This window comes from Halalkalibaculum sp. DA384 (assembly GCF_043951955.1).
GTDB lineage: Bacteria > Bacteroidota > Rhodothermia > Balneolales > Balneolaceae > JAMQKA01.
Genome location: NZ_JBINJE010000007.1, coordinates 14,995 through 28,737, shown reverse-complemented (window position 1 = coordinate 28,737; position 13,743 = coordinate 14,995). Strand labels below are relative to the sequence as shown.

Annotated in this window: 18 protein-coding genes; 14 read left to right on the top strand and 4 right to left on the bottom strand. The window is 45.9% G+C overall.

The window, feature by feature from the left end; all coding sequences use genetic code 11:
- The first annotated feature begins 8 nt into the window (after positions 1–8).
- The 9 genes from ACG2E4_RS06045 (at position 9) to ACG2E4_RS06005 (ending at position 6,651) form a co-directional block, all read left to right on the top strand.
- Positions 9–284 carry a nuclear transport factor 2 family protein gene (locus tag ACG2E4_RS06045; RefSeq protein ID WP_395258942.1) on the top strand — a complete coding sequence of 92 codons (276 nt, stop codon included), beginning with the start codon at positions 9–11 and terminating at the stop codon, positions 282–284.
- A gap of 433 nt (positions 285–717) precedes the next feature.
- Positions 718–1,044 carry an ArsR/SmtB family transcription factor gene (locus tag ACG2E4_RS06040; protein ID WP_395258944.1) on the top strand — a complete coding sequence of 109 codons (327 nt, stop codon included), beginning with the start codon at positions 718–720 and terminating at the stop codon, positions 1,042–1,044.
- Positions 1,041–1,538, top strand: a complete 498-nt coding sequence (locus ACG2E4_RS06035; protein WP_395275997.1) for an SRPBCC domain-containing protein — start codon at positions 1,041–1,043, stop codon at positions 1,536–1,538. Before ACG2E4_RS06040 ends, ACG2E4_RS06035 begins: the two co-directional genes overlap by 4 nt.
- Before the next feature lie 241 nt (positions 1,539–1,779).
- The gene (locus tag ACG2E4_RS06030) at positions 1,780–2,136 is read left to right on the top strand and encodes a YciI family protein (RefSeq protein ID WP_395258948.1); all 357 of its coding nucleotides are present in this window, start codon (positions 1,780–1,782) and stop codon (positions 2,134–2,136) included.
- A 53-nt stretch (positions 2,137–2,189) separates the two neighbouring features.
- The gene (locus ACG2E4_RS06025) at positions 2,190–3,413 is read left to right on the top strand and encodes an RNA polymerase sigma factor (protein WP_395275996.1); all 1,224 of its coding nucleotides are present in this window, start codon (positions 2,190–2,192) and stop codon (positions 3,411–3,413) included.
- Between the two features lie 81 nt (positions 3,414–3,494).
- Positions 3,495–3,881, top strand: coding sequence for a hypothetical protein (locus tag ACG2E4_RS06020; RefSeq protein ID WP_395258952.1), 387 nt, complete (start codon positions 3,495–3,497; stop codon positions 3,879–3,881).
- A 77-nt stretch (positions 3,882–3,958) separates the two neighbouring features.
- Positions 3,959–4,513 (top strand): hypothetical protein, encoded by a 555-nt coding sequence (locus ACG2E4_RS06015; protein WP_395258954.1) that lies wholly within the window; start codon positions 3,959–3,961, stop codon positions 4,511–4,513.
- Positions 4,514–4,661: 148 nt separating this feature from the next.
- Positions 4,662–5,747, top strand: a complete 1,086-nt coding sequence (locus ACG2E4_RS06010) for a winged helix DNA-binding domain-containing protein (protein WP_395275995.1) — start codon at positions 4,662–4,664, stop codon at positions 5,745–5,747.
- Between the two features lie 241 nt (positions 5,748–5,988).
- Complete coding sequence (locus tag ACG2E4_RS06005) at positions 5,989–6,651, top strand: hypothetical protein (RefSeq protein WP_395275994.1); 663 nt, start codon at positions 5,989–5,991, stop codon at positions 6,649–6,651.
- Positions 6,652–6,784: 133 nt separating this feature from the next.
- Here the strand turns inward: ACG2E4_RS06005 and ACG2E4_RS06000 are convergent, their stop codons facing one another.
- The 4 genes from ACG2E4_RS06000 to ACG2E4_RS05985 form a co-directional block, all read right to left on the bottom strand.
- Positions 6,785–7,033: a DinB family protein gene (locus ACG2E4_RS06000; protein ID WP_395258962.1), complete on the bottom strand. Its 249-nt coding sequence runs from the start codon at positions 7,031–7,033 to the stop codon at positions 6,785–6,787.
- A gap of 12 nt (positions 7,034–7,045) precedes the next feature.
- On the bottom strand, positions 7,046–7,738 hold the full coding sequence (locus ACG2E4_RS05995; protein WP_395275993.1) for a type 1 glutamine amidotransferase: 693 nt from the start codon (positions 7,736–7,738) through the stop codon (positions 7,046–7,048).
- Between the two features lie 9 nt (positions 7,739–7,747).
- Entirely contained in the window at positions 7,748–7,987 is a 240-nt protein-coding gene (locus ACG2E4_RS05990) for a hypothetical protein (protein ID WP_395275992.1), read from the bottom strand.
- Between the two features lie 66 nt (positions 7,988–8,053).
- Positions 8,054–8,803, bottom strand: coding sequence for a hypothetical protein (locus tag ACG2E4_RS05985; protein WP_395275991.1), 750 nt, complete (start codon positions 8,801–8,803; stop codon positions 8,054–8,056).
- Positions 8,804–8,910: 107 nt separating this feature from the next.
- Between ACG2E4_RS05985 and cynR the strand changes: the two genes are divergently transcribed.
- From cynR to ACG2E4_RS05960, 5 genes are all read left to right on the top strand, one after another.
- Positions 8,911–9,801, top strand: a complete 891-nt coding sequence (gene cynR / locus ACG2E4_RS05980; protein ID WP_395275990.1) for a transcriptional regulator CynR — start codon at positions 8,911–8,913, stop codon at positions 9,799–9,801.
- A 581-nt stretch (positions 9,802–10,382) separates the two neighbouring features.
- Positions 10,383–10,928 carry a GNAT family N-acetyltransferase gene (locus ACG2E4_RS05975; RefSeq protein WP_395275989.1) on the top strand — a complete coding sequence of 182 codons (546 nt, stop codon included), beginning with the start codon at positions 10,383–10,385 and terminating at the stop codon, positions 10,926–10,928.
- An 865-nt stretch (positions 10,929–11,793) separates the two neighbouring features.
- Complete coding sequence (locus tag ACG2E4_RS05970; RefSeq protein ID WP_395258968.1) at positions 11,794–12,279, top strand: DUF3237 family protein; 486 nt, start codon at positions 11,794–11,796, stop codon at positions 12,277–12,279.
- 24 nt (positions 12,280–12,303) lie between these two features.
- Positions 12,304–12,726 (top strand): cupin domain-containing protein, encoded by a 423-nt coding sequence (locus tag ACG2E4_RS05965; protein ID WP_395275988.1) that lies wholly within the window; start codon positions 12,304–12,306, stop codon positions 12,724–12,726.
- Positions 12,727–12,844: 118 nt separating this feature from the next.
- On the top strand, positions 12,845–13,663 hold the full coding sequence (locus ACG2E4_RS05960) for a helix-turn-helix domain-containing protein (protein WP_395275987.1): 819 nt from the start codon (positions 12,845–12,847) through the stop codon (positions 13,661–13,663).
- The last annotated feature ends 80 nt before the right edge of the window (positions 13,664–13,743 follow it).

Genomic DNA, 13,743 nt, shown 5'->3' with positions numbered 1-13,743 from the left:
AATTCATCTTGGGGCATGTTACCAGTACGATCCGATGGGAAATCGTTGGCGACCAAATAGTAGAAGGCAGAAAAGCATTTGCCAAGGCGCTGAAAGCGATGGAAGCAGACGAGCCGATGGAACTTACGATCCACCACATGATCACACATGGCAAGGAGGCCTCGGTAAACGGAGAGATGAAAACCGCCGCCGGACAAGTGTATGCCTTTTGTGATGTCTATAAGTTTAGCGGATTTAAAAATCCCAAGATTACAGAGATGACTTCCTACGTGTTGGAGATATAAAGAACACGCACCGAGCTTGATGTATGCGTATTTGGAGTAAATTCGGGCATCGGCGTCAATTTTTTCACAGCAGTGAAGGACCGGAAATCCACGGTAATGAAGAAGTCACCTTGATGGCTGTTGTCTTCGACCTGCGCAGGCAATCATTTGTCTCCCCCCTGCCCCATTTTAAACTCTACTGCGTTCTCTTCCTATGTAACCTGCAAAACGGACGATGAAATAGATAATCAGTTTTAATGACAAAGGAAAAACATAAGCACCATGCGCCATCAGAATGTTAATATGGGCTTCTCGCAACATCCTACCTAAAAGCACTTTTCCATTCCTGTTCTTCTTTTGCTGACCAGTACATAATAGCAAGTCAAAAAATATTTGCGTAAGTATTCACTTACATTTAAATTTACGTAAGCTAATACTTACATAAAGATCATATATGAAAAAACGCAGAGACGTATTCCAGGCCATAGCGGATCCAACCAGACGAGATATACTGAGTCTCATTGCCCAAGAACCGTTAAACCTGAATTCAATAGCTGAAAATTTTGAAATGAGTCGTCCTGCCATTTCACAGCATATTAAAATACTGGATGAAAGCGGGCTCGTCATCATCCGTAAAAAGGGAAGGCAACGGGTATGCTACATCCGACCTCAAAAAATAAAGGAAGTGGATGAATGGCTTGATCAATTCAAACAGCTTTGGGAAGACCGTTTCAATCAACTTGACCAAACATTAACGAACCTAAAAGACGAGGAACAATGAACAATTTAACGACCAATTTCACCGTAGATAAGAAGAACAATATTGTAAAAGTAAAAAGAGCATTTGCGGCTCCGAGGGACAATGTATGGGCGGCATGGACAGAACCTGAGCTTCTCGACCAGTGGTGGGCTCCAAAACCCTGGAAGTCAGAAACAAAATCAATGGACTTCTCAGCAGGTGGACAGCGACTCTATGCCATGGTTGGACCGGAAGGCGAAAAACACTGGTCCCGGGTTGATTACACGTCTATTACGCCCAAAACGAATATCAAACTCCGGGATGGCTTTTGCGACAGCAAGGGAAATATAAACCAAGATTTACCACAGTCGGACTGGAACATAGAATTTACCGAATCTAATGGTCTGACAACCGTAGAGGTCGAAATCAAGCACGAAACACTCGCTGACCTGGAACAAATATTAGAAATGGGCTTCCAGGAAGGATTTACTGCTACTTTGGAAGAATTAGCCCAAATATTAACAGCAAAAAAGTAGCTGAGCATACAAATCAGTGGCCTCACGTGTAGCGCGGTCTCCCGTTGGACTCGTTTATTGCTATTATGCAGTCAAACGGGTGGATTTTTTAATAATCACTAAGCGCGGGACCGTTCTGCTCTATTAAAAAAAGAGCTTTTTTCCGCATTCCATACAATCTTTTTGTCCAATTTTTACTGACTTGTTTGTTATAAGAGTGAAGTTCATTATTCAATAAAATAGCAACGAAAACTCAAGTAGCATGGAAGAATTCCTTTTAATATTTCGTCACGAAGATGGCAGTAAAGAGGCTTCACCAGAGCAAATGCAGCAATGGATGCAACAAACCATGGACTGGCTGGGGGATATCGCCGCGCAGGACAAACTGGTAAGCCAGGGAAATGGATTATCATTTGACGACGCCCGGGTCGTCAAACATGGCGATGTGGTAACCAATGGACCTTTTGGCGATATCAAAGAAACCATTGGCGGTTATATCATTGTCAGGGCAGAATCTGTTGATGAGGCTGTAGAATTCGCAAAAGGCAGCCCGGTATTGCAGGGTGAAGGCAACAGCGTAGAAGTACGCAAAATCGCTCAACACGAACAACCGGAATAATTAAATCTTGGCTTCTGCTCTGTTTGTCCGGAGCAGAAGTTATTTTTTAAAAGATGGAACAAGAGCTCCTCCCCCGTTTATTCAAAACAGAATTCAGCAAAATTACGGCGGTACTCTGTAAACGCTTCGGCATTGAACACATTGAAACGGCCGAAGACATTGCAAGCGAAACATTCTTAGCCGCTACAGAAACCTGGAGTCATAAAGGCATACCCGAAAATGCTACCGCATGGCTTTATACGGTTGCAAAGAACAAAGCCCGAAATCATTTTAACCGGAAATCTCTGTTCCAAAATAAGATTTCAAAACAGCTAAAATATGAGCCGGCCAAAAACCGGGAATTCGATATTGACCTGTCCGATGAAAATATTTCCGACAGTCAGCTCCAGATGCTGTTTGTGGTTTGCCACCCGTCTATATCTCAAGAAGCGCAAATCGGTTTAGCACTTCGAATCCTTTGCGGCTTTGGCATTGAGGAAATCGCCGATGCCTTTTTAAGCAACAAAGAAACCATCAATAAACGCCTGTACCGGGCGCGAAAAAAATTAAGAGAAGAACAAATTACGATAGAAGTCCCTGATCAAGCTGAAATCTATCAACGTCTGGATACGGTATTGCGGACATTATACCTGCTTTTTAACGAAGGCTACTATTCGGAAAGCGATAACAAGATTTTGAAAAAAGATCTCTGCCTGGAAGCCATGCGATTAACCCATCTGCTTGCAGAAAATGAGCAAACCCGTAAACCTGCCGTACATGCTCTTCTGGCACTTATGTGCTTTCACTCTTCTCGGTTTGAAGCACGAAAAAACAACAACGGCGAACTTGTTTTATACCACAATCAGGATGAATCGCTTTGGAATGAAGAACTGATTGCCCGGGGTGCTTATTTCTTAAAGGAAGCTTCGCAGGGCAGCAAAGTCTCGAAATATCATTTGGAAGCAAGCATCGCCTGGTGGCATACCCAAAAAGAGGACACCAAAGAAAAATGGTCAAATATCCTGGGCCTCTATAATCAACTGCTGATTACCGAATATTCACCTATTGCAGCACTCAACAGAACCTACGCCCTTTCAAAAGTACATGGAAAAAAAGCGGCCATAGCAGAAGCCCAAAAATTGAATCTATCTGATAATCACTATTACCACACGCTTCTCGGCGAGCTTTATAAAGATGTTGATATCAAAAAAGCTGAGAACAGTTTCCAGGAAGCGTTATCCCTTGCCAAGACGAAAACAGACAAGCAAACCCTGAAAAAGAAGATGGATAAGCTCTAATCACTCAAAAGAGCAATTACCATCAAACCATTCAGTGACAGAGTATATAATTTTTTAGCCAACTTTAATTTCCATTAATGCATGGAGCAAAATATCATGCCAGCGAATCAATTATCTATCAAACTGAGAGAAACAGCTCAATTATACCACAACGGTTTACAATGGTTGAATATGCGGGAACTACAAACCTTTTTCGTTGCCTTCATATTCGCCATTGGCGTAAGTCTTGTTCCCAAAAATGTGTATGCCCAGAACGGCAGTGACCACATTTCCGTGAATAACATCGACTATTATTATGAAATTCACGGTGAAGGCAAGCCGCTTTTGCTGCTGCAAGGGGGCGGACAGCGAGACGCCGGCTGGGATGGCGGTATATGCCGCAAACCCGCCTGGCTATTCTCCCGGGCAAACGCACTATACAATATTTGCTGCACCAGAATTAGTAGAAACGGTTGTGCCCTTCCTTAACGAAAAAATGGATCCATACTTTAGATCATAAGCTCCCGGAATTTAAATTGGTTAAGCCATAATAACTCTTCTAAGTCATGCATTCTAAAAGTACTACCACATTATTCATTGGAATTATAATCATTATTACAAGTATAAACTGCACTATCAGTGCCCAGCAAAGCGGCATAAATAATGATTTCAGTTTTGGCATACAGGTAAGTCAATACCAACAGGATTTTGGGATCGGCATTACAGTAACCAGTCCCTATTTTGCGAACAAAAAAATAGCCCTTCGCGCCAGAGGCAACCTGATGTTTCACGAGCATCTTCAAAATCAGGAAACTACCTGGTCGCCGTATCTGAATGCTACCTTCGGAGTTGCGGGAAAAACAGGTTGGGTTGGTGATGCTGTCCGATTATATGGCGAAGGGGGCGGGACCGGCCTGTTTCCCTCGGATGAATTTTCATCGGTATCATTCGAACTTGGGGGATACGGTTTATTCGGATTTGAGTTTTACATGAATCCCGCCAGCAACTACTTTATCGAAATTGGTGCGGTGGGGACCGGTGCCAAAGCTGACAATGTTACTGATGAACCGATCTATTCCAACGGGCTCACCATAAGTACGGGATTTCGGTTACACCTATAAGCTGATGGAGACTACATTGTACACACCTGCAGAGAGAACTCTATACAGAAAATTTAAAGGAATCGTTTGCGGTATGGGCTGGGGAATACTTGTCAGCCTTGACGTTTACTTTCTGTTATGACAGTAATTCAATATTAATTTCCTGAAAATGAATTATACTGAAATCATCCATGCACGACTTCACAACCATCAAATAGTAAACCCGGATTTTTCAACCCCGAATGCATTGCTGGGATGGATAGGCGCCATGCAGGCCCAGGATTACGAGATGGCCAAGTGGGCTGTGGGCGTACGTCTTCCGGAAGCAACCAGAGAAGATATTGAAGAGGCCATCGAAAACAGCCACATCATCAGAACACACTTGTTGAGGCCGACATGGCATCTTATTTCAGCGGAGCATCTCCCCTGGCTGCTTGAGCTTTCACGCCCGCGGGTAAAGGTGGCGGTGCGATCCAGACAGAAACAGCTTGGACTTACGGATGAGGTTGTCTCCCGAAGCAACAGAACCATAAAAGGAATCCTGGTAGACAGCCAACCGCTTACCCGGAGCGAGCTGCTGGAACAACTCGAAGAAGCCGGCTTTGAAAACAAAGACAACCGGATCTCCCATCTCCTGCTCCGTGCCGAGCTGGATGGGATCATAGGCAGCGGGCCTTCAAAAGACACCCAATATACCTACAGGCTGATGGAAGACCGCCTTACCCAAATATCCTCATTCAACAAAGGTGAAGCCCACAGAAAATTAGCCCAGCTCTATTTTCAAAGTCACGGCCCCGCTACACTTGAGGATTTTGTATGGTGGAGCGGGTTAACGAAAACAAGCTCTAAGAAAGCGGTAAAAATGCTAGAACCGGAGTTGATTTCGGAGGAAATCGGGGATCGCACCTATTGGTTCTTTGAAACGTCTCTCCCGCCGGAACAAAGCACACCCTCCGTGTACCTGCTTCCCGCCTATGACGAATATGTAGTCAGTTATCGGAACCGCGAGATGATTATTAACGGAGAGCATGAAGCCAAATCCTTTTCTGCAAATGGAATTTTTCGTCCGGTCATTGTGGTAAATGGCAAGGTGAAAGGAATCTGGAAAAGAAAGGTCAAATCCGATTCGGTAAAGGTAAAACTGCGCTTTTTTGAAAATCCGGGCTCGGAAACAAAAACCCTAGCCGCCGAACAGGCCGAACGATTTGCCGGTTTCCTTGGTAAAGAACTGGAGTTGGGTGTTTTAGATAACTAAGAAACTTTAATGTTTAAATGGAGGCCTGTCAGGTTTTAAAACCTGACAGGCCTGGTCTTAATTAAATTGCATAAAAACCCAAAAATAGACAGATTCTTTTAGATAAAATTGAGTAAAGCCTCAAATGAAGGATTCCTTTTCAAAAGAAGAGACTATTCAAATTTTGGAACGAGCCCTTACCGCCAAAGATCGGAGAACGGACAAACTTGATGCAGATTTCAATTTTGCCGATATCCAGGCAATGGCGGAGGAGTTTGGAATATCCGAAAAAGAACTGCAAAAAGCCGCCGCGGAAGTAACGCAAACCAAAGAACAAAACCGGGATCAGCTGTATCCCGAAGTCATTTCCACAAGGTGGATTGACGGTCAATTAAATAACAAACAGATTGAAAATTTTTTTGCTGGATTAAAATCCAAATTCGGCAGTTATCAATACTGGTCCGGCAAACCCGCAGGAATTCATACCATGGGAAAAACCAGCGAATATCAGCTAAAAGATGCCAGGGTTTTGCTTACGGAATTGGATGAAGGATACCGGCTCCAAATCGTTAAACAGCAATTTTTCCACGGAAATGCGCTTGAGACTTTTCTGCTGGCCATTCCGGTTGCTATTATTTTAGGGTCGTTACCGGCAGCCGCAATTACGGAATGGGGAAATATATTTGCCACTACACTGACAGCAGCAATAAGCTACACCGTGGCTTTTTTTGGTGTGAAATCATTCACCCGTAAAAAGAGAGCCGATATCGAAGATAAGCTGCTGCATATCACCGAAGTTGCAGAAAATAGACTGCGAAAACTTGCAGGGAATACAGAAACCGGTTCAGGAAGAATTCAAATAGCGCAGCGAGAAGAATCTGCGCCTGAGGATAACATCACACAAAAGAACAAATTGCGCTCGTAATATTCCTGCTATTTCCAAAAAAAACCTGGAAATTCCCCAACACGGAAATCACCTGCAAATCGAAACACTCCTGTTACTCCCGATCTATTTATTGCGATTTTAAAGAATTCTACACTTGCAGAACGAAGTCCGGTTACCATGCATATCGGATATGATGTCGTACGAACAGTTGATCGGACACATACCCTTCCAGCCCGGACAATCTATAGATCAGTGCCTGCTGGGAGACAATAATGTGGCCGAAACTCCAGATCAGGTTATTGTTAAAGCCCTGGGGTATGGTGTTGAGCCGCTCCAGAGAGTGTTCTTCCCAGGCGTTCAGGTACCGCTGCCTGTTTGTTTTCCAGGTTTTTACAATGGATCCGATCTCTTCAGATTTCATACAAGTTCAATTCTATTTCAAAAAGCGATTGAGCAACTCCCTCATCGTTTGGTGATTTTCAGCAAAATAATCCTCATCCAGCATGGTCTGCACATCCTGCAGGAACCGGCCATCGGCTTCTGCCAGCTCGGTACGGCTGTTTTCAATTAACGCAGCCAGCCCGTCCTGAGTCATCTCCAGGTGGAATTGCAGGCCCAGGATACGCTCATCTAACAGGAATCCCTGGTTTTCACAGCCTTCGCTGCTTGCAATTGGCAGTCCGTTATCCGGGATATCAAACCGGTCTCCATGCCAGTGCAGCACGACCTGTTCTTCCGGCAGAAAATTGAGCAACGGGTGCTTTCGGGCCGGCTGGGACCAGCGCACCGGAAACCAGCCGATCTCTTTTTCCGGCATCGGTTCCACTTTTGCTCCCATAACATCGGCAATGAACTGGGCGCCCAGGCAGATCCCCAGAACATTTTTCTGATGCGAGATGCAATTTTCGATAAACATTTTTTCCTCCTCCAGCCAGGGGTGGTCCTGTTCGTCGTTCACACCCATCGGGCCGCCCATCACCACGAGGAGATCAACCTCTTCCGGTTCGGGCAACGCTTCCTGTTCAAAAAGCCGGGTACCTGACAGGTCATGACCCTGTTCTTTCGCCCAGGAGCTGATATACCCGGGCCCCTCAAAAGGGACATGTTGCAAGTAGTGTATCTTCATCAGTAATTCCTATTGATGTTCAAGCCACAAGCTTACATAAACTTTTCCATTCATTCCATTTTCATCCGTGCTGATCTGCACCTCCTCCGGGTTACGGCCGGCCCGGCGGCAGGCCTGCGCAACGCGTTCCCGAACCTCCTGGATGTTATGTTGTATTACATCTGGAATATAGGAATAGGTGATGCGATGGCAGGATTCGCCCCCCCCCCGTAAAGAGCTTTGCAGGCCCTTCCCTGACCACTCGGACACATCGCCCATTTTATTTTTGGAAACCCTCCAAGGGTTTGGAACCCTTGGAGGGTTGTTTTAATTATCTCACTTTTTGACAGCATAAGGCAAACTTAAATCGCCGGAAAGCACCTCGTAAACGGCATATACCCCCAGCATGGGTTGATTTGAATCCGTGGATACTTCCATGTAGGCAGCCACGCCGTCGTAGTTGAATGAAGTTTGGTTGTTTACCCGCTGCGCCGGCACGGCAACCTTCAGGCTGCGCCCCCGGAATACCACGGAAAAACCGGGCGAATCGAGGTAGATCGGCATGCCGGGATTGGTGGGCGGCAACACCACACTCTGGTCTTCTTTCTTGAATTCCTTTACGGACAGTCCGCCGGGTACGCGCTCATCTTTTCCCAGCACCACCCAGTGCGTGTGGAATGTAGTCCCGTCGTTTTTGTAATCGCGGTCGTTGTTTTCATCCCACAGCGGGGTGTCGTCAAAATCGGGATGGGAGGTCACGGCAAAAGCCAGGATACCCTCCACGTTGCCGAATCCCACATCGGCAGGACTGAGCGTGGTGGGAAAGACGTATCCCAATACGGGGGCGCCATTCATCTGTCCGGCGGGCTCCGGGGTCGTATTACCGGCGGATCCTTCCACATTTATTTCGAAAACCAGCAGGTCCAGCTCGTTTATATATTGGACCCGGGCACGGGTCAGATCCATGTCGGCCGTATTGAGGCGGGCGATCGCTTTTTCAGAAGCTTTCTGGGCCGTACTGTTTGAGACAATCCCGGTTAACATGATAATCAGGGTAAAAATGAAAAGTTGAGTTCGCAGTTTCATATTCTTTTTTAAGGTTTGTTTTTGTTGGGAAAAAGAAACTAGCTGGATTTTAATTATTAGTCTATCGATATTTACTTCTGATTACCATAAGTAAAACTTATATAGAGATGGAACTACGTCAATTCAAATACCTGCTTTCTATTGCGGAAGAGGGTACATTCACCGCGGCGGCCGACAAGCTGTTTATCTCTCAGTCGGCCCTTTCCCAGCAGGTCAAAAGCATGGAGGAGGAGCTCGGGGTACCGCTTTTTGACCGCTCCCGAAACCGGCTGCAGTTAACGGAAGCGGGGGAGCTGCTCCACCAGCGTGCAAAACGGATTGTCAACGAGGTGGACGAGGCCAAACGGGCGATCGACGAGCTGGAGCAACTGTATCGCGGCACGCTGAGGATTGGGGTGGTGCAGACCGTTAATGCGTACCTTATTCCCCGCGTGGTCTCTTCGTTTTCCACGCGGTATCCGAATGTAACGTTGAAAGTGCATGAGCTTTCGGCTCCGGAGATCGAGAACACGCTGTACGAGCATGAACTGGACCTGGGTATCAGCTTCAAACCGACCGAATATCCTGATTTGACGTTTGATGACCTGTTTGAGGAAGAGCTGCTTCTCATTGTAAACGGGCAACATAAACTGGCCGACCGGGAGGCTATCACGGTAAGGGAACTCGACCGCAAAAAACTGATCCTGCTTTCGGAGGGATACTGCACGCGCCGGATATGGAATCGCTGCGCCCTGGAAGCCGGCATCGAGTCGGAGGTCCTGATTGAGATGAATACGATTGCCGGGTTGCTTGCTTCCCTGGAAGATAATCCTGCGGCCGGGACCATCCTGCCGGCCCTGACCATGAAGATGAAAGCGGCCGGGCAATTGCGGTCTGTCCGCATAAAACATCCAACCCCAAAGAGAACGGTCGGGCTTCTCTGGCGCAATGGCGGGTATCGCAGCAAGGCTGCCCAAAAATTTGCCGATATATTGGATCAGCACGTCAACAGCATGTGAAAAGCGCGCAGGAGCAAAGTGAGGCAATTCAATTCTAAAGCAGGTGCTTTAGAATACAAAATAACAGCTTCCAGAGATGTACTCTTACATATCTATGCAAAGGCACATCCATTTGCTGTAACAATCTCTGCCTTAATAAGATGTGAGGTTTTGAAAAACCAGTAGTTTTATTCAAAGTCAACCCTGAGCGAATTCGAGCCCGCAGTTTATGTCTCATAAATGGAGATTTTGAATCCACGGAAATACCAATATTAACCAAACCAACGGTTCTGCAAAGACCTTGATAAAACAGATCCGGCAAAGCCTGCTTAAAATTTGAGTAAAATTTCCGAAGCAAAAGCTCCGAAAGGTTTTATTGAGACCTCCATCATCCAATTCGGCCTTGTGGTTGAAAATAGGGAAACAAGTAAACCCAGATCCAAGACAAGCTTTTTATAATTGGCTGCGCATTTTTTGATTGTAATAATTGCAGTAGTCCTGCTTTTTTCAGGGTCCTGGCAAATAGAACACCTTAAAATTCGTTATTACATTTAAAATTTGTCTGGCAGGTATAGGAAGCTAAATGGAGCATTTAATCGGTTATGGAGATCGAGAAAAGTATCAAGGTTGTCCCCGTTTCCAGAATCAATTGGAACGACTTTGAAACCCTTTTTCAATCAAAAGGTATCCTCCGCAACTGCTGGTGTATGGCCTGGCGCATGACCAGCGAGGAGCTGAAGCAAAATAACCCGGAAAGCAGAAAAGAATTTATTAAAAACCGTATTGATGCAAAGGTTCCGGTCGGACTCCTGGCCTATGCAGGTGACAAGCCGGTTGCCTGGTGTTCCATCGCACCACGGGAAACCTACCGGCGGCTCGGCGGCGATGAGAACCTGCAGAAAGTGTGGTCGATTGCCTGTTTTTATATCAAACCGGAATACAGGGACCGGGGACTAATCGACGTTTTGATTGAACGCGCAAAAACCTATGCCAGGGGAAACGGTCCGGAGTATATCGAAGCATATCCGGTAGAGCCGGATTCTCCCAGTTACCGGCATATGGGGTTTGTGCACACCTTCGAGAAAGCCGGCTTCGGTTTTGTGAAAAAGGCCGGTAAACGAAGGCATGTTATGACTTGCAAACTCTGATCCGATATGGTTATCAGTTAGTTCGTCAGCAGGTACTCGCTGTTAACGGCTGATCAGCCATTATACCATGCATTCAACATAGGCGAACCGTTGCATTAGCCCGGCGTTTACATGACCATTTGCCGCTGAACCGAGATACACAATCGTCGAAGCAATATCTCGAGGCCGGGTGGCGAGGTTTGCAGGAAATACTTTTACAGTCTCCCGGCGAACTTCTTCCGGGAAAAGGTTGAAAGCCCTCTGTTAGCGTCCAGCCTTGGATGACCACATCAAAAAAATACCGCCGCGTGAGAGCTATTCTATCCTGAGCTCGACATAATTCTCCCAACCCAAATGCCTGTTTACCTTGAAATGGCAACCAGACAGTGCCTCCTGAAGAGGGTGGGCCAATCGCGTGGGTCTGGCGATTGGGTCGGGAGGTGCAGGTCTAACATAGAGTAACACCCCTCCCGCCTCCGGCGGAGCTCCCCTTGAGGGGAGATTAAAGGCCTGCCCCAAGAAGTTAAGAAACAATGTTAAAGCTGGAAGCTGTATTGAACTCACGTTAAACTAATTTTGAGTTACTTGTTGGAATACTGGCACTACCCATTCCCCCTTTGAAGGGGGGCAGGGGGATGTAGCTATTGTTTTACAAGTTCCCATAATGAGTGAGCGTCAGCTCAAGATCGGTAGTACACCTACCTCCCAACAAAATAGCAGGTTCTGCAAAGGTCCCTACTAGTTAAGCGGGTGGGACAAGAATATGTTCAATCGGCAAACAATCTCTCTTAACAGGCTCAAAGATGTCGTTTTTTTTCAATTACCGGTGCCGTGCCGGTTCTATCTTTCAATTGCAGCTTAAACATAAATCAAATATACCAATACGATGAACACCTACTTAGCCAACAATACAGAACTGCTGTTTGAAGAGCAGATCAACCTGACCAATATCGCCGAATACGGCATCAAATGGAGCGAGTTGACGAGCGGAAAGACCGCACCGGGACCGGAAGGTGCCCGTTTTGACCTTGACTTCGAAGGGATTGTAAACGGTCCAAAAATCAAGGGCAAAATAAAAGGAACCGATTACCTGGAAGTCCGGGCCGACGGTAAATTCATGCTGAACATCCAGGCCGCTGTTGTTACCGATGACGGGAAACGCATTGCCGTACGGGAAGATGGAATCCTCTATCCCGGTGAGAACGGGCGGGCCCGCATTCAGCTCAACCTGCAGTTTACCACGCACTATCCCGAGTACACCTGGATGAACAACGTCCAGGGATGGGCTATTTGTGAAGTGGATATGCAGCGTGGAGAAGTAAATGTCAAAGTCTATAAAGGCAACTTCGAGTATGAGCACGAAGCTGCATAACCATAACCTAAAACACGCTATACCATGGAAAAAGCAAATCTGAAAAACCTTGAACTTACCGAATTTACGGGGAAGGGCGATTCCGGTCAGCACTGCCTGGCCACCTTTCCTCTGTTCGGTGCTCACGGCACTGAATCCACAGCAACCGTGTATTTTGAACTGGAAGCAGGAGATACGCTCGGTCGCCACACAGATAGTGCCGAAGAGCTACTGCTTGTTTTAGAAGGCGAGGTAGAAGTCGAACTAGGCGGAGAAACGGGTCCTCTTTCAAAAGGTGAAATCGCACTCGTGCCGCGAATGGTCCCCCATAATGTAATCAACACCGGCAAAACAAAAGCCAAAGTGCTGGGATTCTTTGGGGGAGCCAATAATATTGTCGCCACTTTTGAAAAGACCTGGCTGCCTGTAAATACAAATGTAGTTGATACTTCAACGCTGGATGATTAATCTTCTGCAGCGGGATACACTAAAACTGTATCCCGCCTGATTTTTTATGCCGGTCACCTTTTCCTTTTGAAATTTATGATCGTATGACGTAAAATTACGCAGATTACCAAATGTTGCCATGAGTATTCACATAACTGAATATAGACCAATAGAATATCTACAGCCTTATGTGGAGCTGTTTTGGAAGGGAGATTTTAACGTAACCAGGATGGCAGAATTTAGACAGCAGGTTGTTCCCAATGGTTTTCTGGAGTTAATTATTCACTTATCCGAGCAGCACTGTGATCTGCCTTATGACGGAAATTGGTCAAAATCGCCCGATTATACCATTATCGGATTGTATACCAAACCTTATGAAGTTCGGTTCTGCGACCTGGTAAATACATTCGGAATCCGATTTAAACCGGAAGGCATCTATAATTTGTTTGGTGTGCCGGCATCCCTGTTCTCGGAAAGTTATGATGACATGGAGCAGGTACTTGGGCCATCATTCCGGGAATACTGTTCCAAAATGATGGAAGCCTCCAATTGTGATGAAATGTTGAAGCTGACCGAAAATTATTTATTAAACCAACTGGAAAGAAATACCTCCGAACTGACTTATGTAAATTATGCTGCAGAGATGATCCGAAAATCAGAGGATTTCAATAAAATCGAAGAAATTCCTGGCAAAGTTTACGTAAGCCTTCGACAATTAGAGAGAGAATTCAAGAATAAGATCGGAACTACTCCCAAACGCTACATGCGAATCGCCCGGCTTAACGAAGTGCACAAGAAACTGGAATCAAACCAGGAGCTGGAACTTACTCAAGTAGCGTTCGACTGTGGCTATGCCGACCAGGCTCACTTCATTCGCGATTTCAAAAGCATTATGGGAGTCAACCCTACCCTTTTTATTAAAAAGAGAGATCAATTTATTGTTAATCATCCAACTTAAGAAAATAGTTTGGAGCAAGTCCTTGCTCCAGATAATAAGCCTGTCCTGCTACGCAGAGATCCTGAAAATTTGATGACAAA

What these genes read in the sequence shown, in the direction of transcription:
- ACG2E4_RS06040 (WP_395258944.1), top strand. Translation starts at nt 718, where the DNA reads ATGAAAAAACGCAGAGACGTATTCCAGGCCATAGCGGATCCAACCAGA.
- ACG2E4_RS06035 (WP_395275997.1), top strand. Translation starts at nt 1,041, where the DNA reads ATGAACAATTTAACGACCAATTTCACCGTAGATAAGAAGAACAATATT.
- ACG2E4_RS06030 (WP_395258948.1), top strand. Translation starts at nt 1,780, where the DNA reads ATGGAAGAATTCCTTTTAATATTTCGTCACGAAGATGGCAGTAAAGAG.
- ACG2E4_RS06025 (WP_395275996.1), top strand. Translation starts at nt 2,190, where the DNA reads ATGGAACAAGAGCTCCTCCCCCGTTTATTCAAAACAGAATTCAGCAAA.
- ACG2E4_RS06020 (WP_395258952.1), top strand. Translation starts at nt 3,495, where the DNA reads ATGGAGCAAAATATCATGCCAGCGAATCAATTATCTATCAAACTGAGA.
- ACG2E4_RS06015 (WP_395258954.1), top strand. Translation starts at nt 3,959, where the DNA reads ATGCATTCTAAAAGTACTACCACATTATTCATTGGAATTATAATCATT.
- ACG2E4_RS06010 (WP_395275995.1), top strand. Translation starts at nt 4,662, where the DNA reads ATGAATTATACTGAAATCATCCATGCACGACTTCACAACCATCAAATA.
- ACG2E4_RS06005 (WP_395275994.1), top strand. Translation starts at nt 5,989, where the DNA reads ATGGCGGAGGAGTTTGGAATATCCGAAAAAGAACTGCAAAAAGCCGCC.
- ACG2E4_RS06000 (WP_395258962.1), bottom strand. Translation starts at nt 7,033, where the DNA reads ATGAAATCTGAAGAGATCGGATCCATTGTAAAAACCTGGAAAACAAAC.
- ACG2E4_RS05995 (WP_395275993.1), bottom strand. Translation starts at nt 7,738, where the DNA reads ATGAAGATACACTACTTGCAACATGTCCCTTTTGAGGGGCCCGGGTAT.
- ACG2E4_RS05985 (WP_395275991.1), bottom strand. Translation starts at nt 8,803, where the DNA reads ATGAAACTGCGAACTCAACTTTTCATTTTTACCCTGATTATCATGTTA.
- cynR (WP_395275990.1), top strand. Translation starts at nt 8,911, where the DNA reads ATGGAACTACGTCAATTCAAATACCTGCTTTCTATTGCGGAAGAGGGT.
- ACG2E4_RS05975 (WP_395275989.1), top strand. Translation starts at nt 10,383, where the DNA reads ATGGAGATCGAGAAAAGTATCAAGGTTGTCCCCGTTTCCAGAATCAAT.
- ACG2E4_RS05970 (WP_395258968.1), top strand. Translation starts at nt 11,794, where the DNA reads ATGAACACCTACTTAGCCAACAATACAGAACTGCTGTTTGAAGAGCAG.
- ACG2E4_RS05965 (WP_395275988.1), top strand. Translation starts at nt 12,304, where the DNA reads ATGGAAAAAGCAAATCTGAAAAACCTTGAACTTACCGAATTTACGGGG.
- ACG2E4_RS05960 (WP_395275987.1), top strand. Translation starts at nt 12,845, where the DNA reads ATGAGTATTCACATAACTGAATATAGACCAATAGAATATCTACAGCCT.